17 protein-coding genes, 1 tRNA gene, 2 pseudogenes and 1 other annotated feature are annotated in these 21,648 nt (G+C 37.5%); of the genes and pseudogenes, 15 read left to right on the top strand and 5 right to left on the bottom strand.

Annotated features, from left to right (window positions below; translation table 11 throughout):
* Positions 1-12 precede the first annotated feature (12 nt).
* From ESP02_RS01655 to upp, 4 genes are all read left to right on the top strand, one after another.
* Entirely contained in the window at positions 13-1,038 is a 1,026-nt protein-coding gene (locus tag ESP02_RS01655) for an L-threonylcarbamoyladenylate synthase (RefSeq protein ID WP_002374736.1), read from the top strand.
* Positions 1,039-1,203: 165 nt separating this feature from the next.
* Positions 1,204-2,448: a serine hydroxymethyltransferase gene (gene glyA / locus ESP02_RS01650; protein ID WP_002374734.1), complete on the top strand. Its 1,245-nt coding sequence runs from the start codon at positions 1,204-1,206 to the stop codon at positions 2,446-2,448.
* 154 nt (positions 2,449-2,602) lie between these two features.
* Positions 2,603-3,550, top strand: coding sequence for an alpha/beta hydrolase (locus ESP02_RS01645; RefSeq protein WP_033795755.1), 948 nt, complete (start codon positions 2,603-2,605; stop codon positions 3,548-3,550).
* A gap of 133 nt (positions 3,551-3,683) precedes the next feature.
* The gene (upp, locus tag ESP02_RS01640) at positions 3,684-4,313 is read left to right on the top strand and encodes a uracil phosphoribosyltransferase (RefSeq protein WP_002291540.1); all 630 of its coding nucleotides are present in this window, start codon (positions 3,684-3,686) and stop codon (positions 4,311-4,313) included.
* Between the two features lie 138 nt (positions 4,314-4,451).
* Here the strand turns inward: upp and ESP02_RS01635 are convergent, their stop codons facing one another.
* Positions 4,452-4,694, bottom strand: coding sequence for a hypothetical protein (locus tag ESP02_RS01635; protein WP_002291542.1), 243 nt, complete (start codon positions 4,692-4,694; stop codon positions 4,452-4,454).
* A 120-nt stretch (positions 4,695-4,814) separates the two neighbouring features.
* Here ESP02_RS01635 and ESP02_RS01630 point away from each other — a divergent pair.
* Positions 4,815-4,887 (top strand) — tRNA-Thr (locus tag ESP02_RS01630).
* A 118-nt stretch (positions 4,888-5,005) separates the two neighbouring features.
* On the opposite strand, the gene ESP02_RS01625 is transcribed toward ESP02_RS01630, so the two are convergent.
* Positions 5,006-5,644 carry a CPBP family intramembrane glutamic endopeptidase gene (locus ESP02_RS01625; RefSeq protein ID WP_002374728.1) on the bottom strand — a complete coding sequence of 213 codons (639 nt, stop codon included), beginning with the start codon at positions 5,642-5,644 and terminating at the stop codon, positions 5,006-5,008.
* 122 nt (positions 5,645-5,766) lie between these two features.
* Positions 5,767-6,399 carry a pentapeptide repeat-containing protein gene (locus ESP02_RS01620; RefSeq protein WP_002289236.1) on the bottom strand — a complete coding sequence of 211 codons (633 nt, stop codon included), beginning with the start codon at positions 6,397-6,399 and terminating at the stop codon, positions 5,767-5,769.
* A 350-nt stretch (positions 6,400-6,749) separates the two neighbouring features.
* On the opposite strand from ESP02_RS01620, the gene ESP02_RS01615 reads away from it, so the two are divergent.
* Positions 6,750-7,049 carry a bacteriocin immunity protein gene (locus ESP02_RS01615; protein ID WP_002289237.1) on the top strand — a complete coding sequence of 100 codons (300 nt, stop codon included), beginning with the start codon at positions 6,750-6,752 and terminating at the stop codon, positions 7,047-7,049.
* A 501-nt stretch (positions 7,050-7,550) separates the two neighbouring features.
* Positions 7,551-10,275 (top strand): annotated as a pseudogene (locus ESP02_RS01610) (Cna B-type domain-containing protein).
* Positions 10,276-10,565: 290 nt separating this feature from the next.
* Here the strand turns inward: ESP02_RS01610 and ESP02_RS01605 are convergent.
* The gene (locus ESP02_RS01605; RefSeq protein ID WP_002373961.1) at positions 10,566-11,051 is read right to left on the bottom strand and encodes a prolyl-tRNA synthetase associated domain-containing protein; all 486 of its coding nucleotides are present in this window, start codon (positions 11,049-11,051) and stop codon (positions 10,566-10,568) included.
* Between the two features lie 89 nt (positions 11,052-11,140).
* Positions 11,141-11,486 (top strand) — a binding site (T-box leader).
* A gap of 44 nt (positions 11,487-11,530) precedes the next feature.
* Between ESP02_RS01605 and ESP02_RS01600 the strand changes: the two genes are divergently transcribed.
* The 7 genes and pseudogenes from ESP02_RS01600 to ESP02_RS13570 all read left to right on the top strand — a co-directional run bounded on the left by ESP02_RS01600 (position 11,531) and on the right by ESP02_RS13570 (position 19,361).
* Complete coding sequence (locus tag ESP02_RS01600) at positions 11,531-12,172, top strand: amino acid ABC transporter permease (RefSeq protein WP_002293344.1); 642 nt, start codon at positions 11,531-11,533, stop codon at positions 12,170-12,172.
* 18 nt (positions 12,173-12,190) lie between these two features.
* The gene (locus ESP02_RS01595) at positions 12,191-12,826 is read left to right on the top strand and encodes an amino acid ABC transporter ATP-binding protein (RefSeq protein ID WP_002293345.1); all 636 of its coding nucleotides are present in this window, start codon (positions 12,191-12,193) and stop codon (positions 12,824-12,826) included.
* A 17-nt stretch (positions 12,827-12,843) separates the two neighbouring features.
* Positions 12,844-13,659 carry an amino acid ABC transporter substrate-binding protein gene (locus ESP02_RS01590; RefSeq protein ID WP_002373955.1) on the top strand — a complete coding sequence of 272 codons (816 nt, stop codon included), beginning with the start codon at positions 12,844-12,846 and terminating at the stop codon, positions 13,657-13,659.
* A gap of 132 nt (positions 13,660-13,791) precedes the next feature.
* Positions 13,792-15,228 carry a glycoside hydrolase family 1 protein gene (locus ESP02_RS01585; protein ID WP_002373954.1) on the top strand — a complete coding sequence of 479 codons (1,437 nt, stop codon included), beginning with the start codon at positions 13,792-13,794 and terminating at the stop codon, positions 15,226-15,228.
* Positions 15,229-15,416: 188 nt separating this feature from the next.
* Positions 15,417-17,864: a DNA translocase FtsK gene (locus ESP02_RS01580; RefSeq protein WP_002373952.1), complete on the top strand. Its 2,448-nt coding sequence runs from the start codon at positions 15,417-15,419 to the stop codon at positions 17,862-17,864.
* Positions 17,865-18,096: 232 nt separating this feature from the next.
* The gene (gene rlmN / locus ESP02_RS01575; protein WP_002293564.1) at positions 18,097-19,164 is read left to right on the top strand and encodes a 23S rRNA (adenine(2503)-C(2))-methyltransferase RlmN; all 1,068 of its coding nucleotides are present in this window, start codon (positions 18,097-18,099) and stop codon (positions 19,162-19,164) included.
* Positions 19,154-19,361, top strand: a pseudogene (locus ESP02_RS13570) (hypothetical protein). Before rlmN ends, ESP02_RS13570 begins: the two are co-directional and overlap by 11 nt.
* On the opposite strand, the gene ESP02_RS01565 reads toward ESP02_RS13570, so the two are convergent.
* On the bottom strand, positions 19,358-20,461 hold the full coding sequence (locus ESP02_RS01565; RefSeq protein WP_002373950.1) for an iron-containing alcohol dehydrogenase family protein: 1,104 nt from the start codon (positions 20,459-20,461) through the stop codon (positions 19,358-19,360). The pseudogene ESP02_RS13570 and the gene ESP02_RS01565 overlap by 4 nt on opposite strands.
* 552 nt (positions 20,462-21,013) lie before the next feature.
* Here ESP02_RS01565 and aac(6') point away from each other — a divergent pair.
* Positions 21,014-21,562 carry an aminoglycoside N-acetyltransferase AAC(6')-Ii gene (gene aac(6'), locus ESP02_RS01560; protein WP_002373947.1) on the top strand — a complete coding sequence of 183 codons (549 nt, stop codon included), beginning with the start codon at positions 21,014-21,016 and terminating at the stop codon, positions 21,560-21,562.
* Positions 21,563-21,648 lie beyond the last annotated feature (86 nt).

The raw sequence follows: 21,648 nt of genomic DNA, 5'->3' as shown, positions 1-21,648 counted from the left end.
TGTGGATAAACTGTGGAAACGAAACGTTATGATGAAACTGAATTAAAAGAGGCAGCCAAAGCACTGAAAGCAGGAGAACTTGTTGCTTTTCCTACTGAAACAGTGTATGGATTGGGCGCCAATGCTCTCTTGCCAAATACTGTCAAGAAAGTGTTTTCTGTAAAAGGAAGACCTCAAGACAATCCATTGATTGTCCATGTCGCCTCTTTTGAACAAGTAAAAGAGTATGTGGACAACTTTCATCCAGAAACAGAGAAGATTGTGAAGAACTTCTGGCCTGGACCACTAACTTTGATATTTAAAATCAAAAAAGACACCTTGCCCTCAGTTGTAACAGGAGGATTATCCACAGCTGCATTTCGTATGCCGGATAACAAAAAAACACTAGAAGTAATCGAACTTTCAGGGGTTCCGCTTGTCGGTCCAAGTGCAAATACGTCGGGAAAACCAAGTCCGACAACTGCAGATCATGTATTCCATGATCTACAAGGAAAAATTACCGGGATCATTGATGATGGAGCTACGCGAATTGGTGTAGAATCCACTGTTCTTGATTTAAGTGATCCAACAGCCATGCCTATGATCTTACGACCAGGTGCAGTAACGAAAGAACAAATAGAAGCAGTCATCGAATCTCCTGTTGCTATTGATCAGCATCTTGTAAAAGAAAATGAAACACCAAAAGCGCCTGGGATGAAATACAAGCACTACTCACCCGATACACGTGTTCTGATGGTCAGAGAGGGCGATTGGTCAACTGCAGTTCAATGGGCAAAAAATAAGAAGATCCGTGTAGGTGTCATAGCAAGCCCCGAAATTGCGGATCAAGTGCGGACAGATACCGCAGCAGTTTATATGTATAACGACAACTCAGTAGAAGCGGCGGCTAAAGGATTGTTTGCAGGTCTAAGAGGATTAGATGAACCAACACTTGGGTTAGATTTGATTTTTGTACAAGTATATCCAGAAACTGGATTGGGGAATGCTTATATGAATCGCTTGAAAAAAGCAGCTGGGCAAAATTATTTTGAAAAATGATCAATTGGTTATTGCCGCATTCTTTTAGTATGATACAATGCTATCAAGTAAATCTTCTATTAGTGAACGAAAAACGAAGTGTAAATAGAAGAGATACGAATATTTGGCAATTTGTTTTTGATAGGAAAAATAAAATTGTAGGAAAATAAAAAGGAGCTGTTGTTTGTGGTAGATTACAAAACGTTTGACCCTGATCTTTGGGCTGCGATCGCCAAAGAAGAAGAAAGACAAGAACATAATTTGGAGCTGATTGCCTCTGAAAACTTTGTCTCCGAAGCAGTGATGGCTGCGCAAGGAAGTATCTTGACAAATAAATACGCAGAAGGTTATCCAGGGCATCGCTATTATGGTGGATGTGAATTTGTCGACATCGTTGAAAATTTAGCGATTGACCGTGCAAAAGAATTATTCGGAGCGAAATTTGCGAACGTTCAACCTCACTCCGGCTCTCAAGCCAACACGGCTGCTTATCTCGCTTTGGTAGAACCAGGGAACACGATCTTAGGAATGGATCTTTCCGCAGGCGGACATCTAACACATGGATCACCAGTCAACTTCAGTGGCAAAACCTACCACTTTGTTGCTTACGGTGTTGATCCGACAACAGAAGTTATTGATTATAATGTGGTACGTATTTTAGCTAGAAAACATCAACCAAAATTGATTGTAGCAGGTGCCAGTGCTTACGGACGAACGATCGACTTTGCGAAATTCAAAGAAATCGCAGATGAAGTAGGCGCAAAACTGATGGTAGATATGGCACATATCGCAGGATTAGTAGCAGCAGGACTTCATCCTAATCCAGTTCCTTATGCAGATATCACAACGACTACCACTCACAAAACATTGCGCGGACCTCGAGGCGGCATGATTTTGACAAACGATGAAACATTAGCGAAAAAAATCAATAGTGCGGTCTTCCCTGGTATTCAAGGCGGACCTCTAGAGCATGTGATTGCTGGGAAGGCAGCGGCATTCAAAGAAGCACTAGATCCTGCATTTAAAGAATATAGTGAACAAATCATTGCCAATGCAAAAGCAATGGTCAAAGTGTTCAATCAAGCAATCGGAACAAGAGTCATTTCAGGAGCAACAGATAATCATCTGATGCTGATCGATGTTCGTGAGTTAGGTATAAATGGAAAAGAAGCAGAGAGTATTTTGGACAGTGTGAATATCACGGTAAATAAAAACTCGATTCCTTTTGAAACACTAAGTCCATTCAAAACAAGCGGCATCCGAATCGGTACACCAGCAATCACTACTCGCGGATTTAAAGAAGAAGATGCTGTAAAAGTGGCTGAATTAGTTGTCAAAGCATTACAAGCAAAAGGCGACAATGCTCAATTAGACGAAGTCAAAACAGGTGTACGCGAATTAACTGAAAAATTTCCATTGCATAAAAAATAAAAATTTAAATTCCATATAAAACAGAAAAGTTCAATGCTGGACTTTTCTGTTTATTTTTTTGGGAGAAAACGGATTCTTTGACAATATCGATGATGCTCTCTAGTATATGAGGTGTAATTTTAGTCTTCACATTAAATCTCAGGGAGGAAAAGTCATGACTGATCGTATCTCGTTAGAAAAGGAAGCCATAGCATTCAGTGATGCAAATGCACCTCATCCGCGAATCTATGAACTAGCACCGGAAGAAGGAAGAGCATTACTGGAAGAAGTACAAGAATCACCTGTGAACAAATATTCCGTTGATATTGAAGACTTGATGGTAGATACTGGCGAATGGGGAAAAATCAATATTCGTTTTGTACGACCAGAAGGAAATATAGATAAATTACCAGTTATTTTTTATATCCATGGAGCTGGTTGGGTCTTTGGCAGTGCTCAAACCCATGATAAATTGATCAGAGAACTTTCGGTCCGCACGAATTCTGTCGTTGTCTTTCCAGAATATAGTCGATCACCTGAAGCGAAATATCCAACAGCAATTGAACAAAATTATGCTGTGTTGCAACAGCTGAATAAATTAGCCAAGTCAAAAAATCTGGATCTCGAGAATCTAATCGTTGCAGGAGATTCAGTAGGTGGTAACATGGCTACAGTCATGACGATCTTAACAAAAGAACGAAAAGGGCTCCCAATATCTAAACAATTGCTGTATTATCCAGTTACCAACGCTGATTTCGATACAGATTCCTATCATGAATTCGGAGAAAACTATTTTTTGACAAGAGATGGAATGAGATGGTTTTGGGATCAATATACGACGAATGAAGAAGAACGTGCTGAAATCACAGCTTCGCCTTTGAGAGCAGACCTGAATGAACTAAAAGATCTACCTCCAGCAATGATTTTGACAGGAGAAGCGGATGTATTAAGAGAGGAAGGCGAGGCTTATGCACGCAAACTTCGTGATGCAGGGGTTCCTGTTACACAAGTACGCTTCCAAGGAATCATCCATGATTTCATCATGGTAAATGCTATGGATCAGACAAAGGCAGCGCGTGCAGCAATGGCATTATCTACTTCTTGGATCATGGAAAAAGAATAAGCTTTGCTTGTCCGCAGGAAAACTTCTTTTCAAAAAAGGATTTTCTTAGGAAAAATGGCGAGTTTGACTAGTCAATCACTTGATTTTGTTTTACAATTAAAAAGAAACGACAGAACAAAGGAGAGCTTAAAAAATGGGCAAATTTCAAGTGATCGATCATCCATTGATTCAACACAAACTAACTATTATTCGGGACAAAAACTGCGGAACAAAGGTTTTTCGTGAAGTAGTCGATGAAATCGCTATGTTGATGGCATATGAAGTATCACGGGATATGCCGTTGGAAGACATCGTGATCGAAACACCGATCACTGAAACAACACAAAAAACGTTGTCCGGTAAAAAAGTAGCGATTATTCCAATCTTGCGCGCAGGTATCGGAATGGTTGATGGTATCTTGGAATTGATTCCAGCTGCTAAAGTGGGTCATATCGGTCTTTATCGAGATGAAGAAACATTTGAGCCACATGAATATTTCGTCAAACTTCCAGAAGACATTGATGCACGTCAGTTGTTTGTAGTAGATCCAATGTTGGCAACAGGTGGATCAGCAATCATGGCAATCGATGCATTGAAAGAACGTGGCGCGTCGAACATCAAATTCGTTTGTTTGGTAGCAGCACCTGAGGGAGTAAAAGCTTTGCAAGAAGCACATCCTGATATTGATATCTATACAGCTTCTCTAGATGAAAAATTGAATGAACATGGTTATATCGTTCCTGGACTAGGGGATGCGGGTGACCGTTTGTTTGGTACAAAATAAGTGAAAATGAAAAAGGATGTGACAAAAGTTGTGTCACATCCTTTTTTGGTCATTTTTAACGTTTGAGGCAGAACAGCTTTTTCACAGCTTTCGTTTGCATATAAAAAAACCATCCCAAAAATGCAGAGATGGTCAAATTCAAATCTTTTTAAGTTCTTTGTAGTTAACGATTACTACACCCTTGCTTTGCGTCATCAAGTTCGCATTTTCTGCAGTTTCATCAATCTCAACAACAGCGGAATTTTTCAATTGTTTTGAAATCGTTCCAGTTTGCGGCTTGCCGTGAATCGTGAACATTACGTGAGTATTGATCTTGAATTTTTCACCAATTTCCGATGGTACGATAGTTGTATCAAATTTTCCAAAAGTTGCCATTTTCATAAAACCTGCCTTTCACATCAATTATACCACGTTTTATGAAAAATATCATGAAATTAAACTAATTTTCCATCGAACTCTTTACAATCAGTCAAATAGAGTATATAATTTCTTTTGGATAAGGCCAGCTTAGCTCAGTTGGTAGAGCAACGCACTCGTAACGCGTAGGTCGTAGGTTCGATCCCTATAGCTGGCATTAAAAGAGAAGACAGATGTATCAAGGATTTTTAATCCATTGATACATCTGTCTTTTTATTTAAAGGAAATAAAGTATGCTTTCTTAGCAATAGAGCATGTATTATTTCTATAAAAGTTTAGGAGAATAAAACGACTAGCAATATAGATGTGAAATCAAATATCACATGAACTGCCCAACTTGTAATGATCGAGTTGCTTTTAATGGCAGCTTGGTTGAATAACAATCTTGCCACCCCTTGTATCAAAAGGATGTGTGCTACAGTGTGTAAAATATTTCCATTATCATAAGTACTGTAATGGATGAATCCAAAGATGATCGCTGACAAGAAACTAGCGACAGGAATGCTGAACTTACTAGAAAAAATAGCAAGAAAATACACTGAGAACAATTCTTCTCCAAGTATCATGATAGGCAAAATAATAAATAATAACGGGCTGAAAGCCTCATTTATTGGATTGCCTGTTAAATCCCATTTCAAAATTTGTTGCAAAAATACCGAGACTGCGGCACTGATTACTACATTGATAAAAAAATATTTGGCTATATTTTTGACAGGAGCGACAGGTTTCGAGAACATTTTTTTCGTATCTTTTTTACCGAAAACAAGTGTAAATGCTATAAATCCAGTGATAGTTAAAGAAAAAATGCTAATAATGGATGGCGCAAATAGCAACCCTAACAAACCGAGTACAACGACAATAGTGCCCAATATCCCTTTTTTAAGTTCTATTTTTTTTCCTAAAATGTTATTCATGATAATAACTCCTACTATTCAGTTTTTGAAGATAGAGTCAGTATACATGAAGAGTTAAAATAGGCAATGTTTTTTTATGGATATTTGTATTGCTAAAAATTTATCTTATATATTCATTTTGATTATACTACTTTTATTTGTAAAAATTTTCTAGCAAAACCAAGTGCTTGCAACTGATTAAGCGTACAATTTTTTAGATGTTCCGAGCGTACTTCAATCATTTCAAAGGAGTTGCTACTTAAATCGATATTTTTTAAATCAGTATCAAAAAAGCTAGCATTTTCTAAATCATTAGTAGAAAACATTATTTTAGTGAGGGAACAGTCTACAAAATCTGCGCTTGATAAGACAGAGTGCTCAAAGGTACTTTCTTTTATGTTTGAACCAGATAAATTTACATAGTCCATTTTACAATTCTCGAATAACGTGTTCCCAATATAACTTTCCATCAATTTAGTACCTGTTAATTTACAATTGACAAATTTCACGCGATGCAACATGCTTTTTGTCAATATACAGCCTGAAAAATCACAGTTTTCGAATATACAGTCGGTAATCTCCATTCTTTGAAAATCATTGGAAGCAAAAAATGCATACTTGAAAATAGATTTGTAAATAATTGGATGGCAGATTATTTGGTTTTCGATGACCTCTTTTTGTGAAAGGATATTATACAGTTCAAAATCTTCGTTTTCATAGATATGAAAAAAGGATCCTTTATTCAAGCTTGCTTCATTAACTTTAGGAAAAATCATATTTAATTACCTCCATTTTCATAAAGTCATATTAACAAAAGCTAAACCAACTTACATTAGCAGAAAATGAGATAGGTTTTCACCTTTTTCGATAACGATAGTGTCGCTATCTCTTGAAACGTTCTTAGAATTGCCCTGAGAGACACAAATTAGGTGTAATTCTAATAAAAATCTTAGAATAAAAATTTTTACTGATTTAATTTAGAATGTTTTTAAAATAAAAATCGTTGCCATAACAGTGTATTGAAAGGTTTTAACAATCCAGTAATGATTTAAAAAAATCTAGATGTAGCGTATACTTTGTTTATAGAATGTAGTGGGAAGAAATATATTTTTGGGAGGAAATCGTGATGTCTAAAAGTGAAGAAATAGAAAACATGGTACTAAAATTATATGATCTCGTTTTAAATCCAGAGATCAAAGAAAAGGAACGTATACTTTTGATAGACGCAAAGACAGGCTTAGAAAAAGGTCAGTATTATCCTAAAGTCATAAATAATTTGGAACGTAGTTTACGTCCGTTAGCAATCAGGGGAGAATTGTCTAAACCAGTATCACCGTTTTATATGGAGATATCAACAATAGGAAAATTTGAAAAAGAATTAGGTCGAGGAATGGCTTCGGCACCGATTACTTTTGGGCATTTATAAAAACGGGTTATTCATCTCAATGAATTAAAAAGTAGAGTCAATCACATAATGCAGGCTAGGTTCATTTATTTGAACAGAGTCTGTATTTTTTTATTCTAAATAAAGAAACAGATGTTTCTTTATATTGTATTTTAGCCTTTAATTAACACAAAAACAGCTAGTATAAACTAATAATGTTAATTAAAAGTGTATTTTATGAAACTATCGTTATTTATTAATGTTGCATTTTTGTAAGCCAAGAATTGGAAATATAGCTTGAAAAAATGAAAGCAATAAGTAAAATAAAGTGAACATATGTGAAAAAAATAATTATTATTAGGAAAAACTTTATATAAAAGTTTTTTTGGCATATTTATTTTTTCTAAATGTTTGTAAAATAACTATCTATTTGATGGTTGAAAGGTTGGAAATGAAATGAGTGAGGGAGGATTTGAGAAGAAGGGTTTTTGAGTACTAATATAGTATGGCTTATTTTTAGTTAAAATAGGGGAGATAGAAAAAATGAAAAAGTGTAGAAATATTATTTTATCAATGTTATTTATTATTACTAATATAACATCGCTGATTCCTGTTCATGTCTATGCGGATGCAGGCAGAGATATCAGCAGTAATGTCACTTCGTTGACCGTGGACCCAACGAATATTACAGATGGAGGAAACATAAAAGTAAAATTCTCGTTTGACGAAAAAAAACAAGATATCCAGCCAGGTGATTATCTTTGGATCAATTGGCCAAGTGAAGGAAATATTCGCGGTGAAGGATTTCAAAAAGAAATCCCATTAATGATTGAAAATAAAAATGTTGGAACTTTAACGGTTAGAAAAGATTCTGCGCAAGTTGTGTTTAATGAAAATATTAAAAACCTAGACTCAGTAGAAGGTTGGGGGCAATTTGAGATACAGGCCAGAAACGTAACCGATACTGGTGAAGAAAATACGGGACCATTCACCGTGACGAGCGGTAATAAAACAGCTACTGTAAATGTGACAAAGCCAGCTTCTGGTTCTTCTTCTAGCGTTTTTTATTATAAAACAGGAGACATGCTTCCTGAAGATACTAAGCACATTCGATGGTTTTTGAATATTAACAATAACGGCACTTATGTTGAACAACCAGTTAAAATCAGTGATGAAATCCAAAGTGGACAAAGATTAGATCCAAGTACGTTTGAAATTAATCAAATACACTTAGGTGAACAGAAGGTTTATAGAGGAGAAGAGGGAATCCAACAATTTTTACAAGATTTCCCCGGCGCTACATTTGATTTTTCAGTAAATGATAATTACATTGAAATAACTATACCAAAAAACTTTGTCAATCTTAGGAAAATAATGGTGAGTTATAAGACGATCATAGAAAACCCAGAACAAACAAATTTTGAGAATCATTCGGAAGCTTGGTTTAAAGAATTTAATAAACCTGCTGTTGATGGAGAAAGTTTCAATCATACAGTTAAAAATATTTCAGCTTCTGGTGGAGTCAACGGTACAGTTAGAGGCGAATTGAAGATTTTCAAATATATCAATGGCACAGAGATTGGTATCCCAAATGTGACTTTCTAATTAAGACGAGCAGATGAACAGCCTATTCAAGGACAGTCTAGTATCCTGTTGATTTCGAATGAACAGGGAGAAGCTAGTATCAAAGGTCTGCAAGTAGGAGACTATGTTGTAAAAGAAAAAGAAGCACCCAATTGGATTGACTTTGATCCATTGAGCTCAAATGAACTCAAATTCTCCATAAATGAAAATGATACAGAGGGAGTCATTTTACCTGTTTATAACAAGAAAAAGGTTACGAACATCACAGCAACTAAAATTTGGAACGGTGGAACCACTCCAAGACCGAGTATTTATTTTAAATTATTCAGAGCAAGTACAAACAATTGGGAACCAGTTCCTGATGCAGAAACAAAACGATTAGACAATGGAATAACTTCAGTGACTTGGGAAGATATCCAACAGTATGATGATAGTGGAAACGAATATACGTTTAAAGTGCAAGAAGTAGACCAAAACGGAAATGATTATGTCCCTTCAGGTTATCAAAAAATTGAAAACGGGCTAGTCGTTACAAATGAGAATAAAGAAGTCATTTCGGTCTCAGGACAAAAAACATGGGAAGATAATGAGAACCAAGACGGCAAACGACCTACGACGATCACAGTGAATCTATTAGCCGACGGTCAACCGATCCAACATAAAGAAGTTAGTGAAAAAGATGATTGGAGCTATCGTTTCACAAATCTGCCAAAATACAGAGACGGGCAAGAAATCATCTATACAGTAACGGAAGATAATGTGCCCGAATACAGTACAACGATTGACGGGTATAACATTAAAAACAGTTATACACCGGGAAAAACTAACCTAAGTGCTACTAAAGTATGGGATGATGGAAATAACCAAGATGGGCTACGACCTCAAAGTATCCAAGTCCAGCTGTATGCTAATAACCAAAAAGTAGGCGAAGCAATAGAACTGAGCGAGGAGAATCACTGGACGACCACTTGGAACGGGTTGGCAGAAAAGGCGAAAGGTCAAGCTATCACTTATCGAGTGGAAGAGCTGACCAAAGTAGCTGGCTATATCAGTGAAGTTAAACAAACAAAGGATGGAAATATCATCATTACCAATACTCATGTGCCAGAAACCAAAGAGGTTTCAGGACAAAAAACATGGGAAGATAATGAGAACCAAGACGGCAAACGACCTACGACGATCACAGTGAATCTATTAGCCGACGGTCAACCGATCCAACACAAAGAAGTAAGTGAAAAAGATGATTGGCGCTATCGTTTCACAAATCTACCAAAATACAAAGACGGTCAAGAAATCATCTATACTGTAACGGAAGACAACGTGCCCGAATACAGTACGACGATTGACGGGTATAACATCAAAAACAGTTATACACCGGGAAAAACAAATATATCTATACCAGGTAGCCATATAACGCCGTGGAAAAATTTTCCAGAGAAGACAGAGAGAGAAAATTAGAAATCTATTCTCTCAAAAATTGCAAATATTTGCTCATACAGGAGAATCCAGCGAACAAAGAACCAATTATATTAGTGAGAGAGCTGTACCTAAACAGATAACAAATAAATCAAAAAGCATTCTTCCTAAAACAAGTAGTAAAAAATCTAGTTTTGCTGTAATCATTGGTTTATTGATAGTAACTATCTGTACAGGGATATTCTTACAAAAATATAAAAAAGTTTAGTTAGAATAATTTTTGTTATTCAGAATATAATATTTCTTGTTAAATATGACTGAAATCAAAAGAATAAAATTCCGATTTATAATTGAAAAAAGAAGCATTTTTATATATGCTTCTTTTTTCGTAGAATCAATAAATATGGATTTGGCTAACTATGGAAGAATACTCGTATTAGTTTTCAGCGTTCATATTAGTTGTTACATTGTTTGATTGGCTAAAAGAATTGCTGATATATTTTGTGCTAAATAAAGAAAAAGACGCTTGAATTGGGAAATAAGAAAACTACTCTATCATTACAAATTTTCATAAACTGGCAGATGTTCTAAGTAAACAAGTATCTTTTCAAAGTCGGAAAAATCCATGATCAACGTAGTGGTATTGATATTTGGATGAAAGCCTACGGTATCTTGACGATCAATAGCAGTATCGATCACGACTTGGATTTTTTTCTCTTTGTCGTGCATCAATGCTAATGGAGTCACTGTACCTGCTGGAACGCCTAGGAGGTCAGGAAGCTGTTCTTCAGAAACAAAAGATAAGCGCTTTTCTTTTAATTGTTCAGCTAGTTGTTTTAAATCGGCGTTCTTTTCATCAGGCAAGATGACAAGATAGATTTGTTTTCCTTTTCTTGATTTCAATAATAGATTTTTTACTTGCGGACCAGGTAGGGAAAAAGGGACATTTTTGACTGACGTAATCGCAGGATGATCGACTTTTTGAAAAGAGATATCCAGTTTTTTTAGTAGTTCATAAGCTTCTTGTTCGGTTGCACGACTCATCGCGCCTCACACTCCTTTTTTTATTAGTGTATCATAAAAAAGAGTTGACAAATGAAAAATAATCATGTAAATTACACGTAAAGTTAAAATAAATGACATCGAAAAGAAGAGTAGCAGTTAGGTGTTTTTAGAGAGTCTCTGGTTGGTGGAAAGAGGCAGCAGTTAACCGTGAAACACATCTTGGAGTCGATTTTCTGAAGCGTATAGTAGGAAAATCCGGGGAGCCCGTTACAGCTGCGGTCGTTGCTAGATGACCAGATAAGGCTGGCTTTTCCGTGAGGAGCCGGTAAAAAAAGGTGGAACCACGTGATTAACGTCCTTTGATCTTCGGATCAAAGGACTTTTTGTTTTCATCTGATTTGCAACGACTGTGTGAGGTTTTTTCTGCAAGGAAAAAATAAACAGAGGTGGAACCACGTATAATACGTCCTCTTGGCATTTGCCAAGAGGATTTTTTTATTTTAAAGGAGGAAAAGAAGATGGAGTATTTAATTGAAGTTATGCCGCAATTATTAGTAGGAGCACTCACAACATTGAAATTATTTTTATTTACCTTGATTGGCTCGTTGCCATTAGGGATTATTTTAGCACTAGGATTGTCCTTGCATTTTAAGCCACTACGCTACTTTCTTCAAACATATGTATGGATCATGCGGGGAACGCCACTATTGTTACAGCTGATTTTTGTTTTTTATGGTTTGCCGACGATTGGGATCGTTTTTGATCGATTCGAAGCAGCGCTCATTGCTTTTATCTTGAACTATGCAGCTTATTTTGCAGAGATCTTCCGTGGAGGGATACAATCGATTCCTCAAGGTCAATATGAAGCAGCGCAAGTTTTGCAATTAAGTCCCTTTCAAACGGTAACGAAAATCGTCATCCCGCAAGTGACAAAGATTGTTTTACCTTCTGTAGGTAATGAAGTTATCAACTTGGTCAAAGATTCTTCCTTAATCTATATATTAGGTTTAGGTGACGTAATGCGTGCCGGGAAAATCGCGATGGAACGCGACGCGACTTTACTGCCTTTGCTAGGCGTGGCAATCATCTATCTTACATTGACTGGTATTCTAACAATCGTAATGAAACAAGTTGAAGGAAAATTAAATTATTACCGCTAACTGATAGGAGGAAGAAATATGATTGAATTGAAGAAAGTGAACAAAGCATTTGGTGAAAAAGAAATAATCAAAGATTTGGATCTAATCATTCCAGATGGGAAAACATTAGCTATCGTAGGTCCTTCCGGTGGCGGTAAAACCACGCTTTTACGTATCTTGGCTGGCTTAGAAAGTTCTGACAGCGGAGAATTTTATTTAGACGGTGTACCGTTCAACCCATTTGAGCTTAAAATGAAAGAACAAGTTGTAGGAGTGGTATTCCAAGACTTCCAGCTATTTCCACATCTGAATATTTTTGAAAACATTACCTTAGCACCGAAAATGGTACTGAAACAGACAAAAGAAGAATACACCAAAAAAGCAGAAGAATTAGCGGCTTCATTAGGGATTAGCGATTTATTGAATAACTATCCTTATCAGCTTTCTGGCGGACAAAAACAACGTGTAGCGATTGCCAGAGCATTGGCCATGAATCCGAGAGTATTGGCTTATGATGAACCAACGAGTGCTTTAGATCCTGAGTTGCGTCAGCAAGTCGAGCGTTTGATCCTATCATTGAAAGAAGACGGGGTAACCCAAATCATTGTCACCCATGATCTCGTATTTGCAGAAAATGTCGGTGATCAACTATTAAAAGTTTCCCCAATTCGTTAAGAAAGGAGAAGATAGAGATGAAAAAAATCAGTTTTCTATTCGCTTTGCTCGTAGGTCTTCTTCTTTTTGCAGGCTGTTCGAATAAAAAGGCTTCAGCAGATAATTGGGCGGCTATCAACGAAGAGAAAAAAATCGTTATAGGTTTGGACGATACATTTGTTCCTATGGGATTTAGAGATAAAGATGGGAAGCTTACAGGATTCGATATTGATTTAGCCAAAGCAGTCTTTGAACAATATGGGATTACGGTAGACTTTCAGCCTATTGACTGGTCGATGAAGGAATTTGAATTGAACAATGGAACGATCGATTTGATCTGGAACGGCTATTCCAAGACACCGGCAAGAGAAAAGAAAGTGCAGTTTACAAAACCTTATATGGAAAATGATCAAGTGCTGATCACACCTAAAGAATCAGGAATCACAAGCTTTGAGCAAATGAAGAATAAGAGATTAGGTGCGCAAAATGGGTCATCTGGTTATGATGTATTTACGAAACAACCAGAAGTATTAAAAGAGATTGTCAAAAACCAAGATGCTGTTTTGTATGATAGTTTTAATGAAGCACTGATTGATCTGAAAAGCGGACGGATCGATGGTTTGCTGATGGATAAAGTATATGCGGACTATTATTTGAAACAAAGAAACGAACTAGAAGACTTCAACATGACAAAAGGTTCTTACGAAAGTGAGGATTTTGCGGTTGGCGCGCGTAAGTCAGATGATACGTTAGTGAAGAAGATAAATGAAGCACTTGACCGATTAGAAAAAACAGGGGAATTCCAAAAAATCTCCAATAAATGGTTTGGTGAAGATGTCACGCCGAGAAATTAACAAATAGATGCAAAGGGACTTAGTATATCTGAGAACCTTTGCTTTTTTTACATAATTTTATTTTGTTGTGGAAGGGGTTTCGTGTTATTCTAAAAGAGGAACGATTGAAGGTTATAGGAAAGGAAGAGATGAATGGAACACAAAGAACTTACCTCATTTCCAAAAGATTTTCTGTGGGGCTCTGCTTCTGCAGCGTATCAAGTAGAAGGAGCTTGGCAAGAAGATGGGAAAGGCGAATCAGTCTGGGATCGATTTGTTCGGATTCCAGGAAAGACATTTAAAGGAACAAACGGTGATCTGGCAGTAGACCACTATCATCGTTATAAAGAAGATATTGCTTTAATGAAAGAACAAGGTCTGAAAGCTTACCGCTTCTCTGTAGCTTGGACACGGATTTTTCCTAATGGACGAGGAGAAGTCAATCAAGCTGGGCTCGCTTTTTATGAGAGATTGATCGACGAACTGATTGAAAACGGTATCGAACCTATGTTGACTTTGTATCATTGGGATCTTCCACAAGCATTGCAAGATGAATATAATGGTTGGGAATCACGTCAGATCATTGAAGATTTCACTAATTATGCAGAAACATTATTTGAGGCATTCCGCGGGAAAGTCCATTACTGGATTAGTTTGAATGAACAAAATATCTTTACTTCATTAGGCTATTTATTAGCAGCACATCCGCCAGGCGTGACGGATCCAAAACGAATGTATGAAGTCAACCATATCGCAAATCTAGCAAATGCATCTGTCATCAACAAATTCCATGAGTTAGAAATGCCTGGGAAAATCGGACCAAGCTTTGCGTATACACCAAATTATCCAATCGACAGTAATCCTGAAAATGTTCTGGCAGCCGAAAATGCAGAAGATCTGATGGCCAATTATTGGATGGATGTCTACATGTGGGGGAAATATCCTATTGCTGCTATGAGATTCTTAGAAGAAAAAGGATGGGCGCCTACGATTGAAGCGGGCGATGCAGAATTGCTAGAATCGGCCAAGCCAGATTTTCTTGGGATCAATTACTATCAAACAGCGACGAATGCATTCAATCCATTAGATGGGGTTGGAGCAGGAAAAATGAATACGACTGGGAAAAAAGGTTCATCAGAAGAAACAGGGGTTCCTGGAATGTATAAAAAAGTTGAGAATCCATTTGTCGAACGAACAAATTGGGACTGGGAGATCGACCCAGAAGGCTTAAGGATCGGATTGCGTCGTATCACGAGCCGTTACCGCATGCCGGTGCTGATTACGGAAAATGGCTTAGGAGAGTATGACAAGTTGACAGAAGACAAACAAATCCATGACGACTATCGAATCCATTACTTACAAAGCCATGTCAAAGCAATCAAAGAAGCAATTTCAGATGGAGCAGAAGTATTAGGCTATTGTACATGGTCTTATACAGATTTGCTGAGTTGGCTGAACGGTTATCAAAAGCGATATGGATTTGTATATGTCGATCAAGATGAAACACAAGAAGGATCTTTGGAACGATATAAGAAAGACAGTTATTACTGGTACCAAAAACTGATTGAAGAAAATGGAGAGAACCTTTAGTTCACATACTTAAAACAAGAAGGTACGGCTGGATATGGCCGTGCCTTTTTTTGATAAAATCATTTAGAAATTAAGAAAAACTGTAAAATAAGCTGAAAAATGAAAGAAAGCGACAGTTCTTTCAAACAAAACTTTAGTTCCCTTGCTTTTTTTTGTATAATGAAACTTGATGAAATGAGGGATAATAAATGGCACAAAAGAAACGGCCTACTAAGAAAAGGAAAAAGACGAAAAAAACGAAAAAGCAAAAACAGCAGCAAGAACAAATGCTGACGATTGGTGTTGGATTTGCCTTGATTCTATTTGCTGTATTCGGCTTTTTAAAATTAGGTTTTTTAGGAATATTGATTGCAAACGGCTTTCGGATCATTGCAGGAAATACTTACCAAATCCTCTGTCTTTTATTAGCCGTATTAGGATTTTGGATTGTCATTAGGAATACAGAGTTTTCAATTGGCAAAAACCGACGTTGGTTTGGCGGTATACTCTTTTATTTCGGTATCTTATTATTGCTACATGCCCATTTATTCGGCAAACTCCATACTGGGGAACCAAATATCATGGGGACGACATGGGACTTATTGGCTAGCGATATAAAACAAAGTCAAGTAGATAATAACGTTGGCGGAGGGATGATCGGAGCAATTCTTTATCATTTCACTTATTTCTTGATTGCACAGCCTGGAAGTTATTTAGCAGCCGTTCTATTACTGGCGGGTGGGGCATTCCTGTTCAGTAATTTGGAAGGCTATCAGCTGCTGAATGGTATCCAATCAATTGGAGAACGGGTACAGGAATTATTGGAAGGTGATCCTGCCAAGCAAGCTCAAAAGCAAGCAGCAAAGGAAGAAAGAATGAAACAGCGTGCAGAAGCGAAAGAAGCAAGACGCTTAGCGGCACAAGAAGCAGCAGAAAAAGAAGCTGCAGAATATGAGAAGAAAAAAGCTGTGAACCAGCAAAGGAAAAATACTCCTGATGAATGGCAGGAACCAGAAAATGCCGAACCTGAGCAGTTAAGTTTTGTTCCAATTGACAGTTTTCAAGAAAATATCCATCCTGCGAATCTAGAAAAACCAGTACCAGATACACCAAAACAGACCAATACAGCGGAAGGTTTTGCTGATGAGTTGCCAGAGGATGACGGTACCTCATTAGAATTTGAGATCGAAGCAGAACAGGAAAATCAAGATTATGAATTGCCGACAGTTGACTTGCTTGATTCTATACCAACTGTGGATCAAAGTGATGAGTATAAAAAAATCGAAAAAAATATCGGTGTATTGGAACAAACTTTCCAAAGTTTCGGTGTGGATGCTAAGGTCGTCAAAGCTAGTTTAGGCCCATCCGTCACAAAATTCGAAGTCCAACCAGCTGTAGGGGTAAAAGTAAGTAAAATCGTGAACTTAACAGATGATATCGCACTTGCTTTAGCGGCGAAAGATGTTCGGATGGAAGCACCGATCCCAGGTAAATCACTGATTGGTATTGAAGTACCAAATGGAAAGATCAGTATGGTTTCCTTTAGAGAAATCATCGAAGCTCAGCCAAACCATCCAGATAAATTACTGGAAGTACCTTTAGGACGTGATGTTTCTGGACGAGTACAAACGGCTGACCTTTCGAAAATGCCTCACTTACTTGTAGCTGGTTCGACTGGTAGTGGGAAGTCAGTAGCAATCAATGGGATCATTACAAGTATATTGATGCGTGCTAAGCCCCATGAAGTAAAACTGATGATGATCGATCCGAAAATGGTTGAATTAAATATGTACAACGGGATACCTCATCTGTTGACGCCGGTCGTGACAAACCCTAGAAAAGCGGCACAAGCCTTACAAAAAGTAGTACAAGAAATGGAAGAACGATATGAAAAATTTGCGGCAACTGGTGTAAGAAATATTTCTGGTTACAATGAATTTGTTCAGCAGAAAAACTTAGAAAACGGAACGAAACATCCAACCTTACCATTCATCGTAGTAATCGTAGATGAATTAGCTGACTTGATGATGGTAGCTAGTAACGAAGTCGAAGATGCGATTATTCGTTTAGCGCAAATGGCTCGGGCAGCGGGCATCCACATGATCCTAGCTACTCAACGTCCAAGTGTGGATGTTATCACAGGGATCATCAAAGCAAATGTACCTTCCAGAATGGCATTTGCTGTATCAAGCGGTACAGATTCTCGGACGATCATCGACTCTAATGGAGCAGAAAAGCTCTTAGGGCGAGGAGATATGCTGTTCTTGCCAATGGGTGAGAATAAACCTATCCGTGTGCAAGGAGCATTCATCTCTGACCATGAAGTGGAGCGGGTCGTTCAATTTGTTACAGATCAGCAAGAAGCTCATTATGAAGAGAAAATGATGCCGACAGATGAAGTTGAAACGGCAGGTGCCCCAGAACAGCCACAAGATGAGCTGTTTGAGGAAGCAAAAGCACTTGTTGTTGAAATGCAAACAGCAAGTATCTCCCTTCTCCAAAGAAGATTTCGAATCGGTTACAACCGAGCCGCTCGACTCGTAGATGAACTGGAAGCTCATGGAGTTGTTGGCCCATCAGAAGGAAGTAAGCCTCGGAAAGTATTCATTGAGCAAGAGGAAACATCAGAACCACTGCCGGAAGATAATGATATGTAAAACTTGTTCGATGAACGGTTGAAAAACGAATAACTATATAAAAAAGACAAGACATGATGATACCAAGAGAAAAATGGTTTTTTTCCCATCTTTTCTAATACGGTACGATGTCTTGTCTTTTTTGATTTTTATGAGATTAAAGTTCTATTCGATTTATTTGTGAAGTATTGCATTAACTAAACGAATCATGTATAGTATGTAGCGAAACTTTGAGAAAAAGAGGGAAAATACTTTGGAAAAACAATCCATCTATGGCTTGACGAATGAAGAATTAATCAATTGGTTTATAGAAAACGGTGAGAAAAAATTCCGAGCTGCCCAAGTTTGGGAATGGTTGTATCAAAAACGTGTAAGTAACTTCACAGAAATGACGAATCTATCAAAGCAATTGATAGAAAAGTTATCGGCGCATTTTATCATCAATCCTCTGAAACAAATGGTCGTCCAAGAAGCTTCGGACGGTACAGTTAAATATTTGTTTGAACTTCCTGATAAAAATATGATTGAGACCGTACTAATGAGACAAGAATACGGCTTGTCCGTTTGCGTGACGACACAAGTAGGATGTAATATCGGCTGTACATTTTGTGCAAGCGGGTTGCTTAAAAAGAACCGTGATTTGACCGCTGGAGAAATCGTTGCGCAGATCATGATGGTTCAACATTATTTTGATGAGCGCAATCTTGGCGAACGTGTTTCCCATGTCGTCGTAATGGGAATCGGCGAGCCATTTGATAATTACGACAATGTAATGGACTTTTTGCATATTATCAATGATGCCAAAGGATTGGCGATTGGTGCGCGACATATTACAGTTTCTACTAGTGGATTAGCACACAAAATCAAGGAATTCGCTAATAACGGCTTGCAAGTCAATCTGGCTATTTCCTTGCACGCGCCGAATAATGAGGTGCGAACATCGATCATGCGGATCAACCGAAGTTTCCCAATTGAGAAATTGATGGAAGCTGTGGATGAGTATTTAGAGAAAACAAACCGTCGAATCACGTTTGAATATATCATGTTGAATCAAGTAAATGATAGACCAGAGCATGCGCAACAATTAGCAGATCTATTAAAAGATAAGAAAAAGTTAGCATATGTCAACTTGATTCCATATAATCCAGTCAGTGAACATGATCAATATTCTCGCAGTCCAAAAGCTGATGTATTGAGATTTTATGATGTATTGAAGAAAAACGGCGTAAACTGTGTGATACGTAAAGAACATGGTACAGATATTGATGCAGCTTGCGGACAATTGCGAAGCAAGCAAATGAAAAAAACAGCTGCCAAATAATCGTAGCCTACTTCGTTTTTTAAATTACCATAAAAGGAGCAGCTTTCTTAATTAAGGAACTGTTCAACTTAAATAAGTGAAAAGATTCTATAGCGAAAGTTATAAAGCGTTTTTTGACAAGAAAAGCCCTCATTAAGCAAAGAAATGTCCTCAATTTGATGACAGCCTGCTTGATGGGGGTTTTAGCAATTATTTAACTGATTTTCTTATATCCTTGCTGGCTTTCTTGTGTAGCATGATAAGTTTCTACGTCAAGAATGGCCTGTTTAAATTTTTCTCGGGAGATTTCATAAGGCACATGTTTAATATCATTTGTGGTCATGGCTTTATCTAAGATTGCTTCTAAATCGGTCGTGACATTGAGATTCATGTCGGTTAACGATACTGGAAGTTGGTTCTTTTTCATAAACACATAGATTTTATTAAACAAATCGAACTGCTGATCCATCATCAATAAGGTCAGTACACCATAACTGACAGATGCTCCGTGAAGGTATCCCTCCATTTTTTCTAGAACAGTCGTACCGTAATAGAATGAGTGTGCCATAGCAGAATTATAGTTATTGTTAACTAAAACAGAAACCAATCCGGTAGTAACAATGATATCCGAAACGACTTGTTCAATTGCATATGAGGGACGATTGTCGGCACTATCTTTCAATGCTTGCGTACCATAAGTCAAGAGACGATCAATGCACATTTTTCCGATTTGGATTCCTAATCTATCCGTGTAGCCTAGATTATCGCCACGAGCAGAAAAAGTAGATTCGACTTCTTTGGATAAAGCATCGCCAATACCTGCCCATAAGTATTTATCAGGTGCTTCGGCAATAATTGCTGTATCAATGAAGGTGTGTACAGGTGGTTTTGAAGGAAAGAAGAGTCCGTCCATTACGCCTTCTTCGTTATAGATGACACATACCGCAGTGACGGGCGAACAGTTCGAACCAATAGTGGGGAAGGTGAAGACTGGTTTAGCTAGTTTTTCACCAATGACTTTTACAGTATCGCAAGCACGGCCACCGCCGACTGCAAACAGGACGTCTGCTTTTTGGACACTTTCATGCTGGATCAACTGTTCAATATTTCCATAAGTTGAATTACCCCCGTACCAGAGACTGGCGATAACTTCTATTTCCTGAGTCAAAGCTGCTTTTATTTTGCTTTCTGCCTTTGAAAGTGCAGTCTTCCCTCCAATCAGCACTACTTTTTTCCCATATTCTTTGACGATTCCATTTGCTTTTTCATACGCATCTGTTCCAATGGTATAATTTGGTAAGAAAACACTTTGACTCATATTCTTTTCCTTCTTTCTTCGTTGAAACGGGTTAAAATTTTAAAGAGTGATCTTTCTGACCGCGGCTGTAGATGGAGTAGAGGCGAACCTAAGACAGGATAAGTAATGAATAAGGTGGCATGAACACCTTGAAATCATCAATAAGTATCCTAAAAATAAAATAAGTACAAAAACATTGAAAACGAAAATAATGAATTTTTGTTCCTCTTAGTATTTTCTACGATTCCTCTTACTTATTTAAATGATCTAAAAATTCTGAATATTTAGATTATTTTACAAAAATGTGTTTCATTTGTCAATTCATAATTGGTTTTTTTAAAAGCAAAAGATAATCTATATCATGATGAACAAACAGAGTTTTTCCCTCCAATTGATGGCCTTCCTGATCTTTCCTATTTTGAATAAAGTGTTTCTGTATAATTTTTTTATTTTATAAGTAAGGTAAATAATGAAAGAATAGGGATAATGATTGGTAGCTAAAGATTTTTGAGCGAGAACATTTCGTTTTTTCAAAAGGACTGTTAGAATAAGCAAGAACAAGGGGGAAGACGTATGATAATCAGTGAATTTGACCGTAATAATCTAGTATTGAAAGATCAGCTTTCTGATTTACTGAGACTGACATGGCCGGAAGAATATGGAGACAGCTCGGCAGAAGAAGTAGAAGAAATGATGAATCCAGAACGGATCGCGGTAGCAGCAGTTGACCAAGATGAGTTAGTAGGATTTATTGGTGCAATCCCTCAATACGGTATCACAGGTTGGGAATTGCATCCATTAGTCGTAGAAAGCTCCCGACGAAAGAACCAAATAGGTACTCGATTAGTCAATTACTTAGAAAAAGAAGTAGCTTCCAGAGGAGGAATAACGATTTATTTAGGTACGGATGATTTAGACCATGGAACAACGTTAAGTCAAACGGACCTGTATGAGCATACATTTGATAAAGTGGCTTCCATCCAGAACCTTCGTGAACATCCGTATGAGTTCTATGAAAAATTAGGTTATAAAATCGTAGGTGTCTTACCAAATGCAAATGGCTGGGACAAACCGGATATTTGGATGGCAAAAACGATTATTCCTCGACCAGATTCTCAATAATAAAAAGAGGTTGTGAAATCAGCGTCCTGACCTGAGCTAATATCGGGGGTCAGCTGATTGAACACCGTTTATCAAGAGGTTGTGAG

The organism is Enterococcus sp. NBRC 3427, from assembly GCF_007996925.1.
GTDB classification, from domain to species: Bacteria; Bacillota; Bacilli; order Lactobacillales; family Enterococcaceae; genus Enterococcus_B; species Enterococcus_B lactis.
This window is presented reverse-complemented; position numbering and strand designations above follow the sequence as displayed.